Origin of the sequence: Psychromonas sp. SR45-3, assembly GCF_014163575.1 — a bacterium.
Taxonomy (GTDB): Bacteria; Pseudomonadota; Gammaproteobacteria; order Enterobacterales; family Psychromonadaceae; genus Psychromonas; species Psychromonas arctica.
In genome coordinates this window covers 1-25,030 of record NZ_JACJDP010000014.1, presented here as the reverse complement: position 1 = coordinate 25,030, position 25,030 = coordinate 1, and the positions used below count along the sequence as shown (strand labels likewise).

Below are 25,030 nucleotides of genomic sequence, written 5' to 3'. Positions count from 1 at the left end.
TAACTAAAAATAGCTTATTATTTGCAGATCCTTGATCCGCTATTGTCATCTATTGATAGGCATCACTAATTCGAGAGCGTTATATGTTTTTTGAGTCACTACAATTTTCATTTTCTATTATTGGTCCCATTTGCTTATTACTCTTTTTAGGCTGGTTGCTAAGAAAAACCGGTACTATTAACGATGCGTTTATCGAAACAGGATCGAAGGTTGTTTTTAAAGTCACGCTACCGACTTTGTTATTTCTTGGCATTATTAATACAAACCGTGATGCAGAGATCGACTTCCCTTTAATTGTTTACTCTATTATTGCAAATTTTACTTTTTTTCTGTTCAGCATCTTAGTAACCAAGTATTGGGTCAAAGATAGGCAGGATCATGGTGTGATCATTCAAGGCGCGTTCCGAAGTAATACGGCGATCATCGGTTTAGCCTACGTAGCAAATGTTTATGGTGATGCGGGTATTGCATTAGCGGCTGTTTATGTGGCTTTTCATACCATGCTATACAATATTTTATCAGTGATTATATTATCGCCTAAAAAAGAGGGCGTTAATCCAGTGATGTTAATCAGTGTGTTTAAATCAATTGTTAAAAATCCCCTTATTATTGGTATTATGCTCGGTTTGGTGTTCTTTGTTCTTGCCATTCCAGTACCGGACATTGTGATTAATACCGGACAGTACTTTTCAGATATGACCTTACCGTTGGCACTATTATGCACCGGAGGCAGCTTAAATATTCAAGCATTAAAAGATAATAGCTTTAATTGCCGATTTTCGACGCTATTAAAAATAGTAGTGGGACCGATATTTATAACGGGAGGCGCCTACTTGTTTGGTTTTACTGGCGTCGAGTTGGGGATTGTTTTCTTTATGTCTGCTGCACCAACGGCAGCCGCAAGTTATGTGATGGCGCGTGCGATGGGCCATAATGCAGATTTAGCGGCAAATGTGATTGCAATGACGACAATAGGTTCACTGCTTACTTGTAGTCTTGGCGTGTCATTGTTGTATTGGTTGCAGTTGATGTAAAGCAACAGGGCTGGTCATACTATGTTGAGGCTTAACAATCGTTTTAATGCTATGCCTCAATACTTATTTCAATGCTAAGCGCTAATCTTAACAACTTTTTTGCCGGTAAAACTACCATCAAGTTGCCCTTGTAGCGCTGCTGAAACAGCATCAGCTGTAAAATCAACCGTGCTTATTTGTGGCACTTTAATTTCTCCGCTAGCAACACCTTCAAGTAATACATTGCTCATAAAGCTCATTTTTTGTTGTGCACATAAGCTCTTTGCAAGCCAAGCGCCAGCAAGCGACACAATGCAGATGGTTGGACCTTTACGGAACATTTGCTCACGTTCAAAGGTTGGGAGTGCTTTTAAACAAGCAATACGACCACAAAAACGCATCAACTCTATATTACGTACGGTGTTTTCACCGCCAATGGTGTCGATCACTGCATCAAATCCCTGTGGACCTAATTCTCGACGAATTTTTTCACAGAACTTTTTGTCGTGATAATCAAATACTGCATCGGCACCTAATTTTTTAAGTAATTTGTGATTATGTGGCGAAGCTGTAGCAAAAACCGTAGCACCACGTTGTTTTGCAAATTGAATCGCAAATTGTCCAACGGCACCTGCACCTCCGTCTATAAAGATCGCTTCACCATCTGTAACATCAAGCTTTTCTAATGCAATTAATGCCGTCATACCAGCGCAAGGTAAGGCTGCTGCGGTAATAGCAGGTATGCTATTTGGCACAACGGAAACTGCACAATTAGTCACTTTTGCATAACCACTTAATACGCCTTGATCAGCAAGGCTAGCATGCCACATAACTCGATCACCGATATTGGGATAAACTCCTTTTTTGGCATCGACCACCACACCAACAGCGTCTAACCCTAAGACATGAGGGTATTGCCACTGAGCAAAGCCTGTTGTTGCGAAGAGTGCATCGACTGAGTTTAATCCTGCATACTCTACTTTAATCAATAATTCGTTATCAGCGCATTCAGGTATCGGTAAGGTCACTTTTGATAAAGTGATCTGTTGTTTAGGTTCATCTAGTACAATGCCGGACATTGTTGATGGAGTGTTTATTGTAGTATTTGCTATTGTCATGGTTAAACTCTATCTCTTAAGGCCTATAAGGAAAGCACCTATATAAGCAATGTTAAAATGTACGATTTGTAATTTCGTACGGTGACAACATCCTGTTTTATATTCAAAAAAATGCTTTAAATTAGGTTATAACGACGTTAGGAGTCATCCTATCGAGTCATTTATTTATCGACTTACTCAACCTTACCTTTACTGACATTTTGATCCGCTTTGAGGCAGGTATAACCTGCTTGTATAATCTAATTAATGCTAGTTTGAACTAATTTATATTAATATATCAGCTCTTTACTAAGAACTAACATATTGATTTAAAATAATTTTATCTAATAAATTGATGTGCAATATTGATGTGAATAACAAAAGCACAATATTTATGTTTTTCTTTAAAAACTTTTAATACAACAAAATAGTATATTGATGAAAACAGTCTGAATGTTGATGTGTTTCAGGCTGCTGAGTTGACGATGTATAACTGATGCATAATGACTTTATCACCAGGTAAAAAAACATCAGGCAAAGCATTATCATTAGGTAAAGCACTATCATCAAAATACAATAGTAAGCTAGGTATATATCCCTAGCTTACCAATTTGTTTTTACTGTATTTGTTTTTGTTTCTGCTTAGTTTTACTCATTAGCATATAAAATACTGGCGTAAATAATAAACCAAACACTGTCACTCCGATCATTCCTGCAAACACTGCATTACCCATGGCATGACGCATTTCTGACCCAGCACCAGTGGCTAAAACTAATGGAACAACACCCGCAGTAAATGCGATAGACGTCATTAAAATAGGGCGTAAACGCATACGACACGCTTCAATAATGGCATCTAAATGAGAGAGCCCTTGCTCATTTCTATCTTTAGCAAACTCGACCATTAATATTGCATTTTTGGACGCTAACGCAACTAATACAATCAACGCAATCTGAGTAAAGATATTATTATCTGAGTCAACTAACCACACTCCTAATAGTGCTGAGAAGATGGTCATTGGTACAATCAATATAATAGCTAACGGTAAACGCAGGCTTTCATATTGCGCAGCTAGCACCATAAACACTAACAATACAACCAACGGGAATACATAAACCATGGTATTACCTGCTAATATTTGTTGGAAGGTAACATCTGTCCACTCGTATGTGATACCTGACGGTAACGTATCCGCTAGAATCTTTTCAATCGCTTGTTGCGCTTGGTCTGAGCTGTAACCAGGTGCTGGGCTACCATTTAGTTCAGCACTTGGGTAACCGTTGTAATGCATCACACGGTCAGGACCAATTGCTGGTGTAACAGTTAACACTGAACCTAATGGCACCATATCACCGCGTCGATTACGCACTTTCAAATTAAGAATTTGCGAAGGATCTTCACGGAATTCAGCTTCTGCCTGTGCATTTACTTTATAGGTACGGCCAAATAAGTTGAAATCATTAACATATACCGAGCCTAAGTAGACTTGTAGTGCGTTAAATACTTCATCTAATGGAATACCTTGAATTAATGCCTGCTCACGGTCGACGTCAATATCCATTTGTGGAACTTGAATGCGGAAGCTTGAAAAGAGTCCTGTCAGAGCTGGATCTTGACGTGCTTTGCCTATTACTGCTTGTAAGCTATCAAATAAAGCTTCAAAACCTTTGTTGTTACGGTCTTCAATCTGTAATTTGAAACCACCTGTTGTTCCTAAACCTTGGATTGGCGGTGGTGGGAATACGGCAACAAAAGCTTCATCGATAGCAGTAAATTGTTGGTTTAATTTTCCAGCAATAGCCATCGCAGATCGACTTGGATCAGTACGCTCAGAAAATGCATCTAATGTGGTAAATATAATGGCGCTGTTGGGGCTATTAGTAAAACCATTCACCGATAAACCAGGGAAAGCAACGGTATGCGCTACACCGGGCACTTTCAGTGCAATTTTTTCCATCTCTTTCACTACTGCTTCAGTACGATCTAAACTTGCAGCATCCGGTAATTGCGCAATCGCCACTAGGTATTGTTTATCCTGTGGAGGAATAAACCCACCCGGTACAGAGTTGAATAAGCTAATCGTTCCACCTAATAAAGCAACATAAGCGACCATTACAACCACTGCCATGCGTATTAGTTTTTTAACTAGTTTTTGGTAACCTTGTGCACCACGGTCAAACAATTTATTAAATGGTTTAAATAACCAACGTCCAAATAGTGCATTTAAAAAGCGAGTGAGTCGATCCGGTTCGCTATCGTGAGACTTAAGCAGTAATGCAGATAAAGCCGGAGATAGCGTCAATGAGTTAAATGCCGAGATCACTGTTGAAATAGTAATCGTCAATGCAAACTGCTTGTAGAATTGACCCGATAAACCGCTGATGAATGCTGTTGGAATAAATACCGCACATAACACCAATGCAATCGCAATAATGGGGCCGGTTACTTCACTCATTGCAACACGCGTTGCCTCTATTGGTGATAAGCCTTTTTCAATGTTTCGTTCAACATTTTCTACCACCACAATCGCATCATCCACCACAATACCGATCGCCAGTACTAAGCCAAATAATGACAGTGTATTAATAGAAATACCCAACCAGTTCATAACTGCAAAGGTACCAATTAAAGAAACAGGTACAGCAATAAGTGGAATAATAGATGCCCGCCATGTTTGTAAAAACAGGATAACAACAATCACCACCAGTGCGATAGCTTCAAGTAATGTCTCAATAACGGCATCAATAGAATCACGAACAAAAATAGTTGGATCGTAAACGATATCGTATTCTACCCCAGCCGGAAAGGCTTTAGATAGTTGCTTCATTGTCTCACGCACTTGATCTGATAAGTCGATGGCATTGGCATCAGGGCGCTGGAAGATGGGAATAGCCAATGCAGGTTGGCTGTCTAACATCGACCTAAGAGAATAATTATCTTGTCCTAACTCAATGCGAGCAACATCATTCAGACGGGTTAATTGGCCATTTTCACCGACTTTAATAATAACTTGTTCAAATTCTTCAACACTTTCAAGACGACCTTTTACATTCAATAAAATTTGAAATTGACTGTCCGTTACCGCGGGTTGAGCACCTAAACTACCAGCTGCAACCTGTTGGTTTTGCTCACGTAATGCAAGTATAACGTCCATTGCTGTTATTTCTCGAGCGGCTAATGCATCGGGATTTAGCCAAACGCGCATTGAATATTGACCACCACCAAATAAGCGTACATCACCCACCCCCCCTAAGCGCGCTAACTGGTCTTTTACATATAAGTCAGCATAGTTAGATAAGTAGGTTGAATCGTGTGTTTTTTCAGGTGAAAAAAGATGCACGACCATGGTTAAATCTGGCGAAGATTTTTCTGCTACCACACCTAATCGTTGCACTTCTTCTGGTAAACGTGGCAATGCACTATTGACGCGATTTTGTACTTGTGTTTGTGCACGGTCAAGGTCAGTACCCAGAGCAAAAGTAACGGTTAGTGTCATGCGTCCATCACTGGTTGCTTGAGAAAACATATACAGCATGTTTTCTGTGCCGTTGATCTCTTGTTCAAGCGGTGTTGCTACCGTTTGTGCAATAATCGTTGGATTAGCACCAGGGTAATTAGCAGTCACCACCACAGTTGGAGGCACAACTTCAGGGTATTCACTGATTGGTAATTGAAATAACGAGATGCTACCCGCAATTAAAATTACCAATGACAGCATAGCCGCAAAAATAGGGCGCTGAATAAAAAAGTGTGAAAATTTCATTATGGTTCCTTACGGCTTGCTGCTAATTGTTGTTCTGGTTCACTTAACGTAAAGGAAGCATTGCTACTATCAATCATGGTGACATTTGGAGAAATTGGCATACCCGGACCGACACGTGCTGGGCCGTTAACCGCAATAACATCACCTTTCTTTAAGCCTGATGAAATTGCGCGAAGATTACCGTAACGCTCGCCAACTTCTACTAATTTATATTGTAAAATATCGCCTTCACCGACGGTTAAAACAAAGCGATTTTTTAAATCGGTACCAATGGCACGATCCGGTATTATTACCTGTTTAGTTACTTCATTTGCCGCTAATCGAATACGTGCAAATGAGCCTGAACGTAACTCATCGCTTGCTTCATCGAAAATAGCACGGATACGTAATGTACCTGTTGCAGAGTTAATGCGGTTATCAATGAAGTTGATATAACCTGAATACGGAAAGTTCTCTTGACCTACTTTTTGCATCACAACTTGTTGCTTACTTGATGCAGTTACATCATTAAATGAACGGTTCCAAGTACGTTCATCAACATCAAAGTAAGCGTACATTGCTTTGTTTGATACAATTGACGTCAATACGCTTTGCCCTGCAATAACATTATTTCCTTTGGTGATATTAGCGCGAGAGATCACGCCATCAATAGGGGAGCGGATTGCTGTAAATTCCAAATCTAATTGTGCAGCTGTCAGCTGTGCTTGTAATGCTGCAAGTTGTGCTTGGCGTTGACGCAATGTTGATGTGCGCGATTCAGCTTCTTCTGTTGAAATAGCTTTACGTTGACTCAAGCTAACGGCACGCTTTGCTTCACTTTTTGCTTGGCTTAATGCCGCTTGTGCGCTCATCACTTGCGCTTTTAAGCTAGCCACTACCGCAGCAAAAGGGCGGCTATCTAATTTAAATAATAAATCGCCTTGCTTAACATGGTCGCCTTCTTTAAAGCTAATTTCTTCTATTAATCCTGAAATACGCGGCATTAATGCGACTTCTTCAGGTGACTCTAAGCGAGACGTGTAGGTGTGCCAACTTTGAGTTGGTTTAATTAAAACCTCTGCAACATCAATCGATTGTAACGGTGCTTGGCTTACTGCCGGTACAGGTTCTTCAGCACAGCTGATTAATGTAAAGCTTGCCGCTGCAATAGACGCGGCGATTAGGTGTTTCTTCATGACGAGGCTCCAATAAAATATTGCGAGCATAATACGAAACTAAGTCGTGATAAAAAAGAATGGTTTTTTAATTTCATTAATGCCAATATCGCATCAATGTTTTAATAATTAACTATTTTGGATGAAAAAATGGATACGACGAGTCGCCTTTTGATGTTACTTGAAGTGGTTGAGCAAGGATCTTTTGCTAAAGCCGCTGAAGCTCGCAATGTAGATCGCTCTGTTATGTCAAAACAGATAGGCCGTTTAGAAGATGAATTAGGCGTGAGATTATTGAATCGTTCCACACGATCATTTTCATTGACCGCAGCCGGTGCTGAAATGATTAAACAAGCCACTGAGTTACGGAAGGTATTATCAGAAACATTGCGGATGGCAGAAAATTACCACCAAGAACCCCGTGGTTTATTAAAAATTACCGCCTCTGCTATTATTGGGCAACGTTATTTACAACCTGTGATTAATGATTTTCAAAAACGTTTTCCACAGGTTGAGGTAGAAATGCGCTTAGATGATCGTTTGGTTGATATTGTTTCTGAAGGATTTGATTTAGCATTTAGAGTGGGTAAACCAAAAGATTCTTCATTGATTGCTAGACCTATTGCGCGTAATCGTTGGTTAATTTTAGCAACTTCAGAATTCATTGAAACCTATGGGCTTCCAAAAAACATTGAAGATCTAAGTGACTTTCCCGCTGCCAGCTATGCTAACTCCCAGGTCAGAGTAGATCGAATCTCCTATATAGATGAAGATGGCAGAGATTGTGAGCAAAAGATGCGTAGTATTTTTAGGGCCAACGACGGTGAAGTATTAAAAATGAAAATACTCTCGGGCACCGCTTATGGTTTATTACCTTCTTTTCTAATTAAAGATGAAGTAAAAGATGGCACCTTAGTCCCTTTGTTAACGGATCTTAAAATGGTTGAATCTAACCCAATGTATGCCGTTTACCCGCATCGTGATTTACCGGTTAGAACGCGTTTATTTTTAGATGCGGTACGCGAGTTTATTGGTAAGGATAAGCCTATTTGGGAAGAGGCTATCCCAAATTTTGATAACCTTTATAAGGGATAAAATAATACTGCTTATCCCGGCGTATTCTTGGCCTATGGGTCCTGAAATATTTAGGCTCTAATAGATTTAGAAGCTCTGACACTTTTCGCAGTTAAGTTTATATTCGCATGTATTTTTTAGAATTGTAGGCGTAAAGCTATTGTTTGCTCGCATGTTTTGAAAAGCTGGCGGCTTTTTCAACAATGGCTATATCTTCCTCCACATCAAGGGCTCGTTGAGCTCGCTTTAATGCTAAACGGGCATGATATAATGCCGCTTCATTCATTTCAGTATCTCCGATTGCAGACAGCGTATTTAATGCTTTTTGCAAACGTACAGACACTTCTATCGCGCCCGCTCCATCTCGCGCAATCGCTGTGAATGCATCATCAAACATATCTTGCATGCAAAGAGTCGGGACTGCTATTCGCTCATATTTGCATTGCTCTTCCTCACTTTCTGTTTCTTGGCCTGGCTGAACATTCGCCCCATTCCACAGAGTTAACAATCGTAATAGAGAGCTGATAACGGTGATCGCCGTGCCTGAGTCATTGACTGCTGGCGACAGGGCGCGCGCGGCTATTTCAGATAAAACCACCAGACCAAAACGAGGATCGTCTTCAAACAGTCGATTATTTCCAATCTGAAACGCTTTAATCACACTGCTGCAGTCTATGGCTGATTTATCATGAGATGATTTATTCTGTGCAGCGCTATTGACGAGGTTATCAGAACTACTGATGTAAGCTAATGCTTGGTCTGGAGCGGCTAGCGTTCCGGGTAGTGCTGCAATTAAAATCTGTGAGTGGGTTTCTTCTGCCCAACTTTGAATTGCGGCCATATCAATATGTTGAACATATCCGACGCTGGAGGTAAATATAGGTTGTCCTTGTAACTCGGTACTTGTTTCTGGCATTGCACACAAAGTGGGGAATTTTTTGCGCTGTTGTAAAGCGCGTGCAGTGGCTTTTTCGACTTTGTCGATGGTTGAGCCAAGCCTCCCTAAGCGAGCAATATTATCTACCCAACGTACAAAAGTGACAATAACGATAGCGAAAACCATTGCCGTGAGAATAAATAATATGAATAAACCAGGCTTTTCAAAGTAAGCATTTTTAACGGCCATTAATGCTACTACGCTAAAAATAAAAGCACCTACAAAGGTCGATAATGCATTTTGTGATACATCATCTGCGACCACTAAACTAAAGGATCGTGGTGTTGCTGTATTACTGGTTGATGCATAGGCTGATACCATCGAGGATACAGAAAAAGTGGCGATCATTAACATGCTGCTTGCCATGATCGCTAACAGCGTTTCGATTGAGTCTAGCGTGACTTCGGGAACAAAGTCTGCTAACCCACTATCATCAGCCAGTTTTGCGGTAAAAACTGCTGCAATCGATATTAAACAAACGGCTAATGGTCTGACCCAAAGGCGCTCCCGTAACCTATTGAGTAAAAAGCGCAAACGATCTGTTGAAATAGGAGATTGCATGGTGATTTCCTTTACGCAGTCTAATGAAAGTGGAGAGTGTGAGCCATTATGTCCATGACTATGTTGATAACAGTGATCATGGCTATGTTATAACAGTGCTCATGACGATGTTAATGATAGCTCTCATGGCTATGTTGATGGCAATATTCATAATACAAAAAAATACAGTAATTTACATTTACTTGATCTTCAATGATTTCTTCTATTTTCAGCCATTGTTTGATTAAACTGTGTCGTGGGTAGAGATTTGCTAATTCAACTCTCTATTGTCGTGAGTGTATTGAAGCTTTCGTTTGCTGATTTTTGTGCAGGCTAATTTTGCTACTACTGTCAATACTACTCTCAAGGTTACCTTTATGAGGCGGGGGAGTTTCGTTACCTGAAGTGTGCGCGGCTTTTTTATCGGCTTCACGTTTCATTAATAGAATGGTTAAAAATATTTTAGTGGGTAAGGAAAATATTAATCCTATTGCGATACAGGTTGCACTGATAATAATGCCTGTGGCACCAAGTTGATGCATTTTTTCACTGAAAAAATGTAAGTAAATACCCAATGCGATTAAACATAAGCCGATGGTGATTGATATTTTTAGCATATTTAATAACGTATTTTGGGTCATTGATAGATTAACTTTCATTGCCAACGAGTATTAAGCAACATATCTTTTTTAACAGTAAAAGAAGTTAAGCTACATCAATGCGAGCTTCATAATATTTAGACTTTTGATTGTTTTTTACACATTTCTGTTTTTAGTCACTTAATCTATTTAGACTTTGGTTACTATTATTATGTTTATTTCCATTCTTATGTTTATTTCCATTATTATTCCTGTTGCTATAAAAAAACCAATCGCTTGGATTGGTTTTTTGTTGAGTGGCGCAGTCTGGCATTATTGCCTTATGTGTTTTACTTATCTTCAAGTACCTATTGGTAATTACTTATGAACAAGCATTTATAGACCTCTGCTTATGAAAATTGACTCATAGTATTATTGACACCGGATGCTTTCAGCGCTTGATCTCCTGAGAAGTACTCTTTGTGATCATCACCAATGTTAGAACCAGACATGTCTTGATGTTTCACAGAAGCTAATCCTTCTCTGATCTCTTTGCGCTGAACATTATCAACATAAGCTAGCATGCCTCGCTCACCAAAGTACTCTTTGGCCAAGTTATCTGTAGAAAGTGCTGCCGTATGATAAGTCGGTAGGGTGATCAAGTGATGGAAAATCCCTGCCTGCTGTGACGCTTCCTTTTGGAAGCTTTGGATTTTAAAATCCGCTTCTATTGCTAATTCGGTAGCATCGTACAACTGACTCATTAAATCACCACGTTGGTATGAGGATAAGTCTTTACCAGCGGCTTGCCATGCATCAAATACTTGCTGACGGAAGTTAAGCGTCCAGTTAAATGATGGGCTATTGTTGTAAACTAATTTAGCATTTGGCACCACTTCTCTAATACGGTTTACCATACCGGCAATTTGTTGCACGTTAGGGGCTTCTGTTTCAATCCATAATAGGTCCGCACCGTGCTGCAATGAGGTAATACAATCTAATACCACTCTGTCTTCGCCAGTATTAGCTTTGAAGCGCACTAAACCATTTGCTAAACGGTGTGGTTTAATCAGTTCTCCACCTCGACTTAATACCATATCGCCTGATTGTAATTGATCTAACGACGTTAACGATTCACCATCAATGAAATCGTTATATTGTTCAGCTAAATCACCAGGATATTGCGAAACAGGAATTTTTTGAGTTAAGCCTGCACCTAATGAATCAGTCCGCGCAACAATGATTCCATCTTCTACTCCCAACTCCATAAACGCGTAGCGTACGGCATTGATTTTTGCCAAGAAGTCTTCGTGTGGTACCGTTACTTTACCATCTTGATGACCACATTGTTTTGCATCAGAAACTTGGTTTTCGATTTGAATACAACATGCACCTGCTTCAATCATCTTTTTCGCTAATAGGTAAGTTGCTTCTTCGTTACCAAAGCCGGCGTCAATATCGGCAATGATTGGCACAATATGTGTTTCAAATTCATTGATGCGTTTATGAATGGCTTGTTGTGCTAATTGATCGCCACTCTCGACGGCACTGTCTAACTCCTGAAAAATATGGTTTAACTCGCGCGCATCTGCCTGCTTGAGGAAGGTATATAACTCCTCGATAAGCATAGGTACAGTAGTTTTTTCATGCATTGATTGGTCGGGTAGTGGACCAAACTCAGAGCGCATCGCTGCCACCATCCAACCTGATAAATACAAATAAGTACCTTTAGTGGTTTGAAAATGCTTTTTAATGGAGATCATCTTCTGTTGACCTATAAAACCATGCCAACAACCTAATGACTGCGTATAGTTGCTGCTGTCAGCATCATATGCATCCATGTCTTCACGCATTATTTTTGCAGTATACTTGGCAATATCTAAGCCCGTTTTAAAACGGTTTTGTAAGCGCATACGTGCAATATATTCCGGATTAATGGCATTCCACGTTTGTCCTTGTTGTTCAGTAAACTGGCGAGCATTATTTGTTTCAGTTCTATAGTTCATGATATTTCTCCATTTGATGTCATTAAGTTATGTAAGCACTTTAAGGGTGTTATAAACGCTAGCGAAAATTAGAAAGAGCAATAGGCGCTAGTGATTTTTGGCAAATAATCGATATTCATGTAATAAAGGTTCGGTATATCCGTTAGGTTGTTGTGCGCCTTTAAAGATTAAATCTCGGGCTGCTTTGAATGCCATATTGTTAGAAAAATTCGGCATCATATTTTGGTAACCCGCAACGCCTTGGTTTTGTGTATCCACTATGCTGGCCATATTCTTCAAAACTTGTTCAACCTGCTGGGCACTACATACTTTGTGGTGTAACCAGTTGCAGATATGTTGACTAGAAATACGTAATGTTGCGCGGTCTTCCATTAAGCCAGTGTTGCTAATATCTGGTACTTTTGAACAACCCACGCCTAACTCAACCCAGCGCACCACGTAACCTAAAATCCCTTGAATATTATTTTCTAATTCGTTGATAATTTGATCTTCAGTTAGGACCATAGATGCAGGCATCACTGGCATGCACAACAAATCGCGTAATTTTGCTGCGGGCTGTTGCTGAATTACTTTCTGCTGCTTAAAGACGTCAACACTGTGATAATGCAATGCGTGCAAAGTAGCTGCAGTAGGGGAAGGTACCCAAGCTGTATTAGCGCCCGATTGCGGGTGTGCGATTTTTTGTTGCATCATTTGTTGCATTTCATCGGGCATTGCCCACATGCCTTTGCCTATCTGTGCTCGGCCACTAAAACCACAACGTAATCCAACTTGTACATTATTGTCCTCGTATGCTTGGATCCAAGGTTGTTGCTTGATTTGTGCTTTTGGGTAAAACGGACCCGCTTCATTACTGGTATGGATTTCATCACCTGTGCGGTCTAAAAAGCCGGTGTTAATAAATACCACACGTGATTTTGCGGCTTTGATGCAGGCTTTTAAATTAAGCGTGGTTCTTCGCTCTTCATCCATAATGCCCATTTTGATGGTGTTTTCTGGCAGGTTTAACATCTGCTCGACACGATCGAAAAGTAGGTTAGTAAAAGCAACTTCATCGGGACCATGCATTTTGGGCTTAACGATATAGATACTGCCAGTGCGTGAATTACGCAGCCCAGATGTTTTTTGCAGATCGATACTTGCAATCAATGAGGTCACTACTGCATCAACAATGCCTTCCGGCGCATTATTACCTGCACTGTCTTTAATCAACTCTGTACCCATTAAGTGCCCAACATTGCGTACTAATAACAATGAACGGCCATGTACGTTATACGGGGTGCCACATTTACCAGTGTAACTGCGGTCAGGGTTCATATTGCGAGTGATTAACTGATCTTGCTTTTTAAAGGTCGCGCTTAAATCTCCGTTAATTAACCCTAGCCAGTTTTTATATGCATCGACTTTATCTTCTGCATCAACCGCCGCAATAGAGTCCTCAAAGTCAACAATCGTGGTTAAGGCAGATTCGACTTCAATATCGTCAATATTTGCAATATCGTTTGCGCCTATTTTTCCGTATTTATCAATGGTGATGCCGACGTGTAAATCATTGTTTTTAAGCAATAAATATTTTGGTTCATGCTTTGAACCATCAAAGGCCACAAATTGACAAGGACTACGTAAACCACTTTCTGAACCATCGGGGAAAAAAGCTAACAGATGTTGAAAATAAACTAAGTAGCTAGACACATCTTTGTGCGAACCTTTATTCAATGGGAAAGCTTCATCTAAAAATGTTTTAGCTGCATCAATAACAGTTGCCCCACGTTGAGGATCAAAACCTAGCTCTGTAGAAAGTGGCGCAATTGCATCGGTACCGTAATAGGCATCGTATAAACTACCCCATCTTGCATTGGCTGCATTTAGTGCAAAGCGTGCGTTTTGAACGGGTACTACTAATTGCGGTCCTGCCATGGTTGCAATTTCTGCATCAACATTTTCTGTTTCAATACAAAAATCTTCTACTTCTGGTTGTAAGTAACCAATTTCGCGTAAAAAAGCTTCGTATTCAGTCGGGTCATTTGCAGGGTTGTTACGATGCCATTGATTAATTTGTTGTTGCATGCTTTTGCGAATGCTAAGTAAGCTGACATTCTGTGGTGTTAAATCAGTAATTAAACTATTAAAATCATACCAAAAGTTAGTTGGATTAATCTCTGTTTGGGGTAGCACTTGGTTATTGATGAAATCGTAAAAACCAAGGTCTATTTGATTCTGTTGCTGTTGTAGTAGGCTCATCATTTAATTCCTTATATGGGGTAGTTAATGCGTTGTTGGTGATTGTTGAAAACCGACACTTGAAACGGGCCATTCGCTCTCATTGATCACAAACTTGCTTTTCATCGCGTTAACCGTTCACTACTGATTGCTTGCTTTGTGACCGATGTGAGAGATATTAGATTATTTTTTTATATAATTTCACAAAGAAAATTACACAGTGTGAATTTTACAAATGAAATCAAATAAAAGTTTAACTAGACAGTCGCATTTTCTCGGTACAAAAATCCGTAACTTGCGGAAACGTAACCATTTAACTTTGGATGATTTATCGTCTAGGTGTGTGAAATTAGCACCTGAAAATGCACCATCCGTTTCTTACCTTTCCATGATAGAGCGCGGAAAACGTATCCCTAGTGAAGAAATGTTAGAGGTGATTGCACAGGTTTTTCAAAAAAATGTGCAATGGTTCTTAGATGATGCACCAGCGCCCGATGAATTAACGCCTGAAAAAGGTAGTCGAGGCGGCATTAGTGGCATGGCGCTTGAGCCTAGTTTTTTGTTTTCTCAAGATATTCTGCAAATAGCAATTCCTGAAATGCTATCTCAAACGGGGACCACAGGACGCCAATTTGCACATCTATTAATACGTGCATACCAAGAGCACCATCAAAATCATTTTCCTGACCTAGAGCGTGCAGCAGAGGAGGTTGGGCAAAAAAGAATGCCGTTATATGTGGAAGATTTACAAGAAATTGCTGAACAAAAAGGCTTAAGCATTCGCTGGTTTAGTGATCTTAAAAATCAAAAAAACTTATCCGAGGACGAGCAATCTCAAAGCATGAAAAGCATGGTGACCTCTTATCTACAACCTCCATCTACGGTATATTTAAATAAGAAATTGAAAAAAAATTTGGCACGTTTGAAATATGAATTAGCGGTACATATTGCACATTGTGTTTTACATAACAATGATGGTGAAAAAAGTATTATGGTCGCGGGGGATAGAGCTCAATATGACGTTCAAAAGAAGCGACCAAACAATTCGATCCCATCTACCCAGTTAGAATCTCAAGATATTTTACATGCCTGGCGTGACTTTGAATGCAGCTTTTTTGCCGCTGCCTTGTTATGTCCTAAAGTTGCTTTTAGACAATTATTGGATAGGCACGGTTATGAAATTAATATCGGTAAAGTGATTGATGTTTCTTCATCGGTGGTGATGCGCAGAATGACAGCGGTCTCCGCTTATCCTCATTGGCATTATTTTGATGCCTATAGTCCCGGTAAACTAAAAGCGGTCTATCGCGGAAATGGTATTCCACTGCCTTGGGGAAATATGCGTATTGTCAATGACCCTTGTCAGCATTGGTCTGTGTTTCGTATGTTGGTGGCTAATCAGGAAGGCACGGCAGCACAACTGTCTATTTTGAATGATGGTGACATTCCAAAAATATATTGTTGTGAGTCGATTAAAGTCCAAGATTTAACCGATGCATCGCATGTGTTGTGTGCAGGTATTGAGTTAAGTCCAGCGATTACTGCGCAAGGTTATGACGCTTTAGCTTTAGTTAACGAATTAAAAAAATTGTGTATTGAGAATGGTGGCGAGGCAGTGATCCCCGCGCATATAAAAAAGGTGTTAATTGCCGTTGCTCGTATTCTTAATATTAATTGGATAGAGCGAGGAATCGAAGAAAAAGCGCGTTTAATTTGCTCGCGTGGTGCTGTCTGTCCACGTAAACCTGGCTGTTACTCAATACCAAAAATGTAGTATTACTCACATCAAGTTTTTGGCACTTTAGAGACGATGCTATTTTAACTAGTTTTTATGACTTAGATTTAAACTACGAGGGTTTTAAGAAGAGGGCTGCAATAAGAGGGGATGAGATTAATAGTATGGCCATCGATAAAAACAGATACACGACGACTAAAAATAGTCTGTGTTTGTTTCGGTTGTAGGGAACTGGTCTGCCTGTAAGTAAGTCTGTTTGATAGTAGTATTTAGCCGTCAACATTCCCACTAAACAGATTAAATAAGTACTTAATAAAACCAATGCCCAATAATCATCTATTTTCACTAAAAAACCTGCTAATACGGGTAATAAGACAGCTGCTCCCATGCACATAAACCAGAGGGTTAATATAGAGTAATTGCTTAACCATTTAAACTGGCGAGCTAATAATTTAGGGAGGTATTCCATCTTATTTCCTTTTTATACGTTAACGGTTTGAAAAGCGTTATGATATTTTTGTACATGCAGATATTTTTGTAACCGAGTTGATATTTCTTACCTAATTTCTGGTGTTATTAAAAACAGTTTTCCTAGGCGCTTGCCGTAGGATCGTTTATGCTATTTATACCCTACAAAGCAACTTTTTAAAAAGGAAAAGACTATGCGTATCACTGCTAATTTCGATGCAGGCAATATTGAAGTTATTAATTTAGATGATAAAAAAGATATTCAGCTGGCTATTCGTCCTGATGTTGGAAACGAGTTCTTCCAGTGGTTTAACTTCCGCATAGAGGGTGAGGTTGGCGAACAATATATTCTTAATATTCTCAATGCTGGTCAAGCCTCTTACCTTGAAGGTTGGGAAAACTACCAAGCGGTCGCTTCCTATGACCGTCAACATTGGTTTAGATTGCCAACATTTTATAAAGATGGAAAGCTCACTATTGTCGCCGATATGGATTGTGAAAACATTCAGATTGCTTACTTTGCACCGTACAGTTATGAACGTCATCAAGACTTATTAGCTGCCGTACAAATGCACCCCTTAGTCAGCTTAGAGCATCTTGGTGAAACCATTGACCAACGTGATTTAACCTTAGTTAAAATCGGAGACGGAGATACTAACAAACGTAATATCTGGATCGCTGCTCGTCAGCATCCCGGTGAAACAATGGCTGAATGGCTGGTGGATGGGCTCTTACATAGTTTGTTAGATAGCGATAATTCAACTGCGAAACTATTGTTAGATAAAGCGAATTTCTATGTAGTGCCAAATATGAATCCTGATGGCAGTGTGCGTGGTCACCTGCGTACTAATGCTCTTGGCGTGAATTTAAACCGTGAATGGTTAAACCCAAGTTTAGAAAAAAGCCCTGAAGTATTTCATGTTGTGAATAAGATGCAAGAGACTGGTGTGGATCTTTTTTATGATGTGCACGGTGATGAAGCGCTACCGTTTGTTTTCTTAGCGGGCTCTGAAGGAACACCGAGTTATAACGATCGCCTTGCTCGTCTACGTGAACGTTTTTCTGACGTATTCAAACTAGCCAGTGCTGATTTCCAATCTCAATTTGGTTATGACGTAGATGCGCCTGGTGAAGCAAATATGACCGTTGCAACTAACTGGGTTGCAGAACGATTTGACTGTCTTGCAAATACTTTAGAAATGCCATTTAAAGATAACGATAACTTACCCGATCCAACTATGGGATGGTCACCTGAGCGTTCAATAAAACTAGGTGAAGCATCATTAGTGGCGATGTTAGCCGTCGTTGATGATTTACGTTAATCTACGCTATTTAAAGCGTTGAATATAATGTATCAAATGAGTCGTTTACAAAGGCGACTCATTTGATTGCTATTATTAAGAAACTCGTCGTATTCTAACTTTTAAGAATACAACCCTTTAAAGTGTAATAATCCTCTGTGTGCCTATCTTTGGTAACACAAATACTGAGTAAATCTGCAATGAAATGTATTAATGCACGATGCTCTATCTCTCTAATCACAGTTTGAATTTCAGGCGTTAGCATGTGGTACATACTGGCAGCTCCAAAGTCTCCAAAAATAATATTAGCTTGCTGATCAAATAAAGTATTGTGTGCGTACAAGTCACCATGACAGACTTGATTATCATGTAAGTGCTCAAAAACTTGTTGCATTTGCTCCACTATTTTTTTAATCGCTGTTATCGATAAGCTAAACTCGGGATCAAAGGTATCGCGAGTACAAGTATTAAAATCCGGTGGCAACCCTAAGTTTTTAAAGTGTGTTGGGATCAATGCCATGATCAAGGCAAGGTAGCCTTTTTCATTAACCTGCGCGATAGACTGAATAAGGTTGTTATGACCACCTACTTTTAAACAAGCTTGTAATTCATCTTGAGGGTAACCATCACTAGTAACTTCGCCTTTGAATACCTTCACTGCTACCTGTTCTGGAAAGTCAGAGAGACTGGTTTCAGCTGTTTCATGCCATTGTGCTTTATAGATAACGCCCGATGCGCCCTGGCCAAGCACTTCTAATAATGTGTAATGATCCGATGATACTTCGGGCACGGTTTGAATATGCAAATCGGTTTGACAAAAAGGGTTGCCAGCAAAAGCAAACCAAGCCAGCTTAGGCAGAGTTAATAACTGTTTTGGAAATGTGCTTAGTTGGTTGGCTGAAATGCGTAATAAGGCTAAATTCTCTAATCGACTTACACTTTCAGGTAGGTGGGTTAAACGATTTCCTGCTAAGGCAAGTTTTTGCAAACGAGGGCGTTCACCTAATGTTTCTGGTAAGGTAACTATCTGATTATCTGTTAAAATTAACCAACGTAATAACAAGGGCAATGAATTTGCTGGGACCTCTTTTATTTGGTTTGATTTAAAACCGACCATTTCTAATAATGGGCATGCCCCTAATGCAAGGGGTAATACTTCAAAACAGTTGTTAGAGGCAAAAATAATCTTCAGTTTAGTGAGTTGAGATATTTGGTCGGGCAGTGTGCTTAGTTGATTATTGGATAGATCTAATATCTCCAAAGTATCTGCGAGTGTTAAAATTTCCATTGGAAATTCAGTTAATTTTTCAGAAATTTGCAGGCGCTTAATACCTATTAATTGACCTGCTTTAAGTTGTGCAATAGTGTGCAAATTGTTTCCTCATGAGCATAACTGATTATTTTATTAGTACATAATATAATAAATAAGCAGCTAATACCCACATCAGAATAGCAATCACAATATCAATGATCTGTTGGCTTTTAGGTTTGGATAAAATAGGTGCTAGTTTTTGACCTAATAAAGCCAGAGAAAAAAACCATATAAACGAAGCACTCACTCCTCCTAATACAAACCATGGGCGTTGATCGGCTGTTAAATTAGCAGCAAAACCACCTAAAATGACAATAGTATCAATGTAAACATGCGGGTTTAAAATGGTGAATGCACAACAAGCAATTAAAATGGCTTTAAAGCTGCGATTTTTATTATCCGTAGTGAGGTTGTTTTTTCCTTTAAATGCGCTTCTAAAACATAAAAAACCGTAATACCCCATAAAGAGGGAGCCGATCACTCCAATACTGGTTAATAACCAAGGGTAAGCATTAAATACTTTTGCCCCGCCCCATACACCAGCGGACATAAATACAGCATCGGCAATGGAGCAGAAACTGGCAACAAACAGGTGAAATTGACGCTTAATACCTTGGTTTAATACAAACGCATTCTGCATTCCAATGGGCATTATCAAGGTTGCCATCAAAGTGAGGCCAGTAAAATAAGTGCTTAACATAATTGCTCATTAATAGTGTTTACCTGAAATAGGGCATTACTATAAATATTTTCTCCATGTTAGTATAATTAATGTATTTAATGTTAAATTAGTTTTGCTAATAAATTAACCATGTGATCAAGTCATTTAATGATTAGATAATGAGTCGTTTGCGTAAGATAAGTGCTAATGAGCTTGGTTTAGTAATAGTATGTTTTGAATAAGGCCATCCATATCGGCTTAGGTGATAGGATTAAGCTTAGTGCTTAAGCTCAATATTTAAGTTCTGAGCTTAAATTATAGTGTTAAGTGAAAGGTTTAAATGAAAGGTTTAAATGATGGATTTAAGTAATATCGATTATAAGCTACTAAAAGCACTCGATGCAGTAGTGACCGAGCAAAGTTTTGAGCGAGCAGCCCAGCGCCTTTTTATTACCCAGTCTGCAGTATCGCAGCGAATTAAATTATTAGAAAAGCACTTTGGTGAGCCATTATTAATTCGCTCTACACCACCACAGTCATCCAATCTCGGGCGCTTGTTATTGGGACATTATCAACGTGTTTTACAATTAGAAGTTGAGTTAAATCAACAACTAGATCTGCAAAGTAATAAAGCACAAACCTTACCCTTAGCAGTCAATGCAGACAGCTTAGCCAGCTGGTTAATTACTGCATTAAGTCCATTGTTACAGAAAAAAAATGTACAGCTTAATTTATTTGTGCAAGATGAGTCGACTACCTGGGAAAGAATGCGCAGTGGTGAAGCCTTAGCTTGCTTGAGTAGTAAAGCTAAGGCGATTAGTGGTAGTGATAGCCATTTTTTGGGGTATATGGAATATGTTTGTGTTGCTAGCCCTGATTTTATTAAGCGATTTTTTAAACAGGGAGTCAACAAACAAAGTTTACAGCTTGCTCCTGCTATGTCTTTTGACCAAAGCGATGATATTCATTTAGCTTTTTTACGTGAACATTTTCAATTACAAATGGGCCAATATCCTTGTCATACAGTACGTTCATCTGAAGCTTTTGTAGACATAACATTAGCCAGTGGAGCTTATAGTTTCAACAGTATATTTAGCGTTCAAACCCACTTACAAACCGGTCGTTTGGTTGATATTTTACCTGACTATAAGTTACGAGTTCCCTTGTATTGGCATTGTTGGCAGTTAGCAGGAGAGATGATGCAACAACTAAGCGATCAAGTAATAAGCTATGCTAGGCAAGTATTAAAGCAGTAATAAATAGCCCTTAGCGCTGGCTATAAATAGAGCTATTGTGGCTGCAAATTGTTATTATTTATGATAGTTTTAACTGCCACACATCATTATTTTCATTGATACAAATATCTGCAAGTGTATATTTTTTTAATTCTTCAATAAATGCATTCATTGCGTTATCTAATATAGGTTTTACTAAGCAAGCACTTCTTAATCGACAGGGAGGTTCGGCACAGTTGACTGGGTCCAATGACTTTTCCATCACTTGTACGACTTCACCTAAGTTAATTAAGTGAGCAGCTCTGGCCAATTTTACGCCACCACTTTTGCCTCTAACCGTATCAATAAAACCTGCTTGCCCTAAGTGTTGTACGACCTTAGTCAGGTGATTAAAGGAAATATTAAATACCGATGCAATATCCGTTGCTGTCGATAATGTACCTTTTCCATCCTGCGTTTCAATATATCGCTTTTCTAAATAAATTAAAACGCGAATCGCATAGTCCGTATGTTTAGTTAACTGCATTTTAATCCTTTACACGCACATAGGTATCGGGTGTGTTTATTATTTCAAGCGACTCATTCAAAATGAGCGACTTTTTAGTGAAACTTATTATGCATTTAGTTTGCATGTTTTAAAAGAAGCATTTAAGATGCGTATTATAAATTTTGAACAAGTATTTAAAATGCAACTTATGGAGTAGGTCATGTTAACTGATAACGAGATAAAAATAATCAAAGCAAGTGCACCAGCATTAGCGGAATATGGTGAGCAGATCACTGGACGTTTTTACCAAATTTTATTGCAAAATAATCCTGAACTATGCAATATTTTTAACATGACCAATCAAAAAACGGGTAATCAAAAACAAGCGTTAGCAATGGCGGTATATGCGTTTGCAAAGTACGTTGATAATTTATCGGTTATTTTAGGCGATGTTGAGCGTATTGCTCAAAAGCATGCGAGTTTAGGTATTAAAGCCGAACATTACCCATTAGTTGGCAGTGCCTTATTAGCCGCTATTAAAGAGATATTAAACCCAGGTGATGAAGTGCTCGCTGCTTGGGCGAGTGGTTATGGTCTGTTAGCCAATGTATTTATTGAGCGAGAAAAAGAGCTGTATCAAGAAAGTGCAGAAAAAGAAGGTGGTTGGGTAGCAACACGCGAATTCACTGTCGTTTCAAAGCAACAAGAAACGCCTCTAATAACATCATTTTATTTACAACCTACAGACCAAGGTGCAGTGAGCCAATATCAAGCTGGGCAATATATTGCACTGCATTTACATCCCGTTGGTCATAAGCATCATCAAATTCGCCAGTACAGTCTTTCGGGCGCTTTTGATGCTAAAGGTTATAGAATTTCTGTTAAAAAAGAAGCAAGTGAGCAAGGTGAAGGCGTTATTTCTAATTACCTACATAACCAACTCAATGAAGGGAATGTTGTTCAAGTGTCTAATCCCTATGGTGAGTTTGTATTAACAGCTTCGCAAAAACCAGTAGTATTGATCAGTGGTGGTGTAGGTATTACGCCAATGCAAGCAATGTTAGAAACAATAGCAGTTGATTACCCGACTCGAGAAGTGCATTTTGTACATGGAGCGTTAGATCAAGAACATCATGCGTTTAAACCTTATTTAGATAAGTTAATCGCAGATAATAAAGCCAACGCACATATTTTTTATCAACAAGCAGAAACCGTTAACCAAGGGCATCATCAAGGCATGATCAATATCGATACTATTAAAGCAGCCTTGCCAATAGCGGAAGCTGAATTTTATCTGTGTGGTCCATTAGCGATGATGAAAGCTGTTTATCAACAGCTTAAAACCTTACAAGTAGCAGATTCACAAATTTTCTATGAAGTGTTTGGTCCAGCTAAAACATTAGCTGATTAATGAGGTTGATGGCCTGCTTTATCCTGCACAAGATAAGGTCGGCTGTACAAACTACTACTTTTTAAGTGTTAACTATGCAACAACTAAGCACGAATTAAGTGTTAATTAAGCTACTTAACCTTTGCTCTAATCTCTGCTAATTCTTGCTGTAACGCTTTTAAACGTTTTGCATACTGCTCAGGTAAGTGCGTATTATTAAGTAATGTAAAACTACTTTGACATTGATTAATTAGCGCTTGATGATCTTTTCGTTGTGGCATTTCTTGCAGCATTTTAATAAATACCTGTGAGCGATTTAATAATGCACCGGTATTCACTGGCTCTAATGCTAATGCTTGATCAAAGCTTTCAATTGCTTGTGAGAATTGCTTTTCTCTAAAAAACTTAATCCCTGATTTATTATAATTAGTGAAACTGTTAATACGGTTATCCAGTAACTCTCCAGTATGTTTTTTAATACTAAGCTGAGTGCTTTGATCTACAATATTACGTTGCTCAAGCTCAGCTAAAAAAGGGCTAGCCTCTTCAAATTCGCCTATATCTAGCAATGAAAATAAACTTTCGGTCAAAAAAGTGGTATCAAAATCTACGATCTCTCCATTAGTATTTTTTAAAGTATTAAATATACGACGCTTTGCTTTTAATGGTTCATTAAGCGCAAGGTGAACATTTGCTTGGTATATTTGGTCAAAACCATCAAAATTAAAATCTCTATTTTTACCCTCTTCAAAACGGCTTTGGTAAAGTGTTGAAGCAACTTTTTTCAGTATTTCTTTGCGTTTTTTCATATCATCTTCTGTTTTTGCAAAAGCAACAATGCTACGCAAATAATTAGCAAGATGACAGGGATCTGGATAAAACGAGTTACGACTTAAGTGCAAGATAGAGGCATAACTACTTAACATTAAAATGTATTCTTCCATCTCTGTGGCTAATAATGCGACTTCCTGATGGCGTTCAATACTATGATGTGTTGTTGTGGCCGCATGACTCAATATATTCAAGGCATTTTGCAATTGCCCATCATTTTTGTAAGCACGGGCTAACCATTGATAAGCTTCCATTTGCATCGGTGCATAGGAAATTAAGCGCGTTAATACTTCAATAGACTTTGTATACTCCTTCTGCAAAAAGTATAACCTGCCTAAACTGATGCTCGAGTGTACTAATGGTCTTAGGTCCACCATTGGTTTTAAAATTCTTTCCGCATTACTAAACTGTCCCATTTGAATATAAATGTCAGCTAGTACATTTTTACATAGGCCGCGAAATCTAGGTTCTGCATCAATTTTTTGTTGGCAAAGTGAAATTGCCACCTCAAACTCATCATTGTTGATTGCTTCATTTATTTCTTGCAATACTTGTTTTCGTTGCATTGCCGCAGTGAGACGATTACTCAACTGTATTGGTGAAAATGGTTTCATTAGGTAGTCATCGGGCGATTTTTCCATCGCGGTCAAGACCATTTTTTTATTACTATCTCCGGTAATAATAAAGCACAGAGCATGCTCAGGGATTAAATTATTTCGCTTTAGGTAATCAAATAATTGCACACCATTCTTACCGCCACCTAAGTTGTAGTCCAACAGGTAGATATCAAATTGGTCAAGATTAGCGATGCGTGCTGCTTGCTCAGCTGATTCCGCAAATGCAATGCATTCTGCCCCTTGGTTCATCAGCATTGCTTTAAGCATTACATGGAATGCTTTTTGGTCATCGACGATGAGTATTTTTTTATTACGATAGCTATACATTGTGAGGGTCTTTAATTAACAGAAAAAAGTAATAACAAAGCATTCAATATTGCACGATTTATACCCGTTAAAGAACTACCACTTGCTAAACACAGTTTAACGTTGATAATTATTAGATATAAAGCACTTAATTTAATTAGGAATGTAACAATAATTAATACCATTGATTTTATCAAATCATTAATTAACATTCAGTAAAGCAGATCAAAGACTAAAGGCAAGGCAATAATAAAAATAGATGAATTTTAAGTGAATGAATAAACACTAATCGGGAGAAAAATAA

Annotated in this window: 18 protein-coding genes; 6 read left to right on the top strand and 12 right to left on the bottom strand. The window is 38.9% G+C overall.

Annotation, left to right across the window (positions count from 1 at the left end):
- Positions 1 to 83: 83 nt before the first annotated feature.
- Positions 84 to 1,034, top strand: a complete 951-nt coding sequence (locus H5084_RS09550; RefSeq protein WP_028869697.1) for an AEC family transporter — start codon at positions 84 to 86, stop codon at positions 1,032 to 1,034.
- A 74-nt stretch (positions 1,035 to 1,108) separates the two neighbouring features.
- On the opposite strand, the gene H5084_RS09545 is transcribed toward H5084_RS09550, so the two are convergent.
- The 3 genes from H5084_RS09545 to H5084_RS09535 form a co-directional block, all read right to left on the bottom strand.
- A complete protein-coding gene (locus H5084_RS09545; RefSeq protein ID WP_037072007.1) occupies positions 1,109 to 2,131 on the bottom strand; it encodes a zinc-binding dehydrogenase in 1,023 nt (340 codons plus the stop codon).
- Between the two features lie 596 nt (positions 2,132 to 2,727).
- A complete protein-coding gene (locus tag H5084_RS09540) occupies positions 2,728 to 5,874 on the bottom strand; it encodes an efflux RND transporter permease subunit (protein ID WP_182690301.1) in 3,147 nt (1,048 codons plus the stop codon).
- On the bottom strand, positions 5,874 to 7,049 hold the full coding sequence (locus tag H5084_RS09535) for an efflux RND transporter periplasmic adaptor subunit (RefSeq protein WP_182690300.1): 1,176 nt from the start codon (positions 7,047 to 7,049) through the stop codon (positions 5,874 to 5,876). The genes H5084_RS09540 and H5084_RS09535 overlap by 1 nt, the downstream gene beginning before the upstream one ends.
- A gap of 129 nt (positions 7,050 to 7,178) precedes the next feature.
- Here H5084_RS09535 and H5084_RS09530 point away from each other — a divergent pair, with 129 nt between their 5' ends.
- The gene (locus tag H5084_RS09530) at positions 7,179 to 8,123 is read left to right on the top strand and encodes a LysR family transcriptional regulator (protein WP_182690299.1); all 945 of its coding nucleotides are present in this window, start codon (positions 7,179 to 7,181) and stop codon (positions 8,121 to 8,123) included.
- A 136-nt stretch (positions 8,124 to 8,259) separates the two neighbouring features.
- On the opposite strand, the gene H5084_RS09525 is transcribed toward H5084_RS09530, so the two are convergent.
- The 4 genes from H5084_RS09525 to H5084_RS09510 form a co-directional block, all read right to left on the bottom strand.
- Positions 8,260 to 9,600, bottom strand: coding sequence for a DUF2254 domain-containing protein (locus H5084_RS09525; RefSeq protein ID WP_182690298.1), 1,341 nt, complete (start codon positions 9,598 to 9,600; stop codon positions 8,260 to 8,262).
- A 263-nt stretch (positions 9,601 to 9,863) separates the two neighbouring features.
- Positions 9,864 to 10,220 (bottom strand): hypothetical protein, encoded by a 357-nt coding sequence (locus H5084_RS19950; RefSeq protein ID WP_310735746.1) that lies wholly within the window; start codon positions 10,218 to 10,220, stop codon positions 9,864 to 9,866.
- 347 nt (positions 10,221 to 10,567) lie between these two features.
- Positions 10,568 to 12,163 (bottom strand): isocitrate lyase, encoded by a 1,596-nt coding sequence (locus tag H5084_RS09515; protein WP_182690297.1) that lies wholly within the window; start codon positions 12,161 to 12,163, stop codon positions 10,568 to 10,570.
- Between the two features lie 87 nt (positions 12,164 to 12,250).
- Positions 12,251 to 14,407: a malate synthase G gene (locus H5084_RS09510; RefSeq protein ID WP_409077633.1), complete on the bottom strand. Its 2,157-nt coding sequence runs from the start codon at positions 14,405 to 14,407 to the stop codon at positions 12,251 to 12,253.
- 211 nt (positions 14,408 to 14,618) lie between these two features.
- Here H5084_RS09510 and H5084_RS09505 point away from each other — a divergent pair, with 211 nt between their 5' ends.
- Positions 14,619 to 16,157: a DUF3612 domain-containing protein gene (locus H5084_RS09505; RefSeq protein WP_182690295.1), complete on the top strand. Its 1,539-nt coding sequence runs from the start codon at positions 14,619 to 14,621 to the stop codon at positions 16,155 to 16,157.
- Between the two features lie 73 nt (positions 16,158 to 16,230).
- Here the strand turns inward: H5084_RS09505 and H5084_RS09500 are convergent, their stop codons facing one another.
- Positions 16,231 to 16,587 (bottom strand): hypothetical protein, encoded by a 357-nt coding sequence (locus tag H5084_RS09500; RefSeq protein ID WP_182690294.1) that lies wholly within the window; start codon positions 16,585 to 16,587, stop codon positions 16,231 to 16,233.
- 193 nt (positions 16,588 to 16,780) lie between these two features.
- Between H5084_RS09500 and H5084_RS09495 the strand changes: the two genes are divergently transcribed.
- Positions 16,781 to 17,908 carry a carboxypeptidase family protein gene (locus H5084_RS09495; protein WP_182690293.1) on the top strand — a complete coding sequence of 376 codons (1,128 nt, stop codon included), beginning with the start codon at positions 16,781 to 16,783 and terminating at the stop codon, positions 17,906 to 17,908.
- 94 nt (positions 17,909 to 18,002) lie between these two features.
- Here H5084_RS09495 and H5084_RS09490 read toward each other — a convergent pair whose 3' ends face one another.
- Positions 18,003 to 19,259 carry a leucine-rich repeat-containing protein kinase family protein gene (locus H5084_RS09490; protein ID WP_182690292.1) on the bottom strand — a complete coding sequence of 419 codons (1,257 nt, stop codon included), beginning with the start codon at positions 19,257 to 19,259 and terminating at the stop codon, positions 18,003 to 18,005.
- A gap of 25 nt (positions 19,260 to 19,284) precedes the next feature.
- Entirely contained in the window at positions 19,285 to 19,899 is a 615-nt protein-coding gene (locus H5084_RS09485; RefSeq protein WP_182690291.1) for a LysE/ArgO family amino acid transporter, read from the bottom strand.
- A 317-nt stretch (positions 19,900 to 20,216) separates the two neighbouring features.
- Between H5084_RS09485 and H5084_RS09480 the strand changes: the two genes are divergently transcribed.
- Positions 20,217 to 21,116 (top strand): LysR family transcriptional regulator ArgP, encoded by a 900-nt coding sequence (locus H5084_RS09480; protein ID WP_028869709.1) that lies wholly within the window; start codon positions 20,217 to 20,219, stop codon positions 21,114 to 21,116.
- 58 nt (positions 21,117 to 21,174) lie between these two features.
- Here H5084_RS09480 and H5084_RS09475 read toward each other — a convergent pair whose 3' ends face one another.
- Positions 21,175 to 21,621, bottom strand: a complete 447-nt coding sequence (locus H5084_RS09475; RefSeq protein WP_028869710.1) for an Rrf2 family transcriptional regulator — start codon at positions 21,619 to 21,621, stop codon at positions 21,175 to 21,177.
- A gap of 181 nt (positions 21,622 to 21,802) precedes the next feature.
- On the opposite strand from H5084_RS09475, the gene hmpA reads away from it, so the two are divergent.
- Positions 21,803 to 22,993: an NO-inducible flavohemoprotein gene (hmpA, locus tag H5084_RS09470; protein WP_182690290.1), complete on the top strand. Its 1,191-nt coding sequence runs from the start codon at positions 21,803 to 21,805 to the stop codon at positions 22,991 to 22,993.
- Between the two features lie 110 nt (positions 22,994 to 23,103).
- Here the strand turns inward: hmpA and H5084_RS09465 are convergent, their stop codons facing one another.
- Positions 23,104 to 24,747: a response regulator gene (locus tag H5084_RS09465; protein ID WP_182690289.1), complete on the bottom strand. Its 1,644-nt coding sequence runs from the start codon at positions 24,745 to 24,747 to the stop codon at positions 23,104 to 23,106.
- Positions 24,748 to 25,030: the final 283 nt, after the last annotated feature.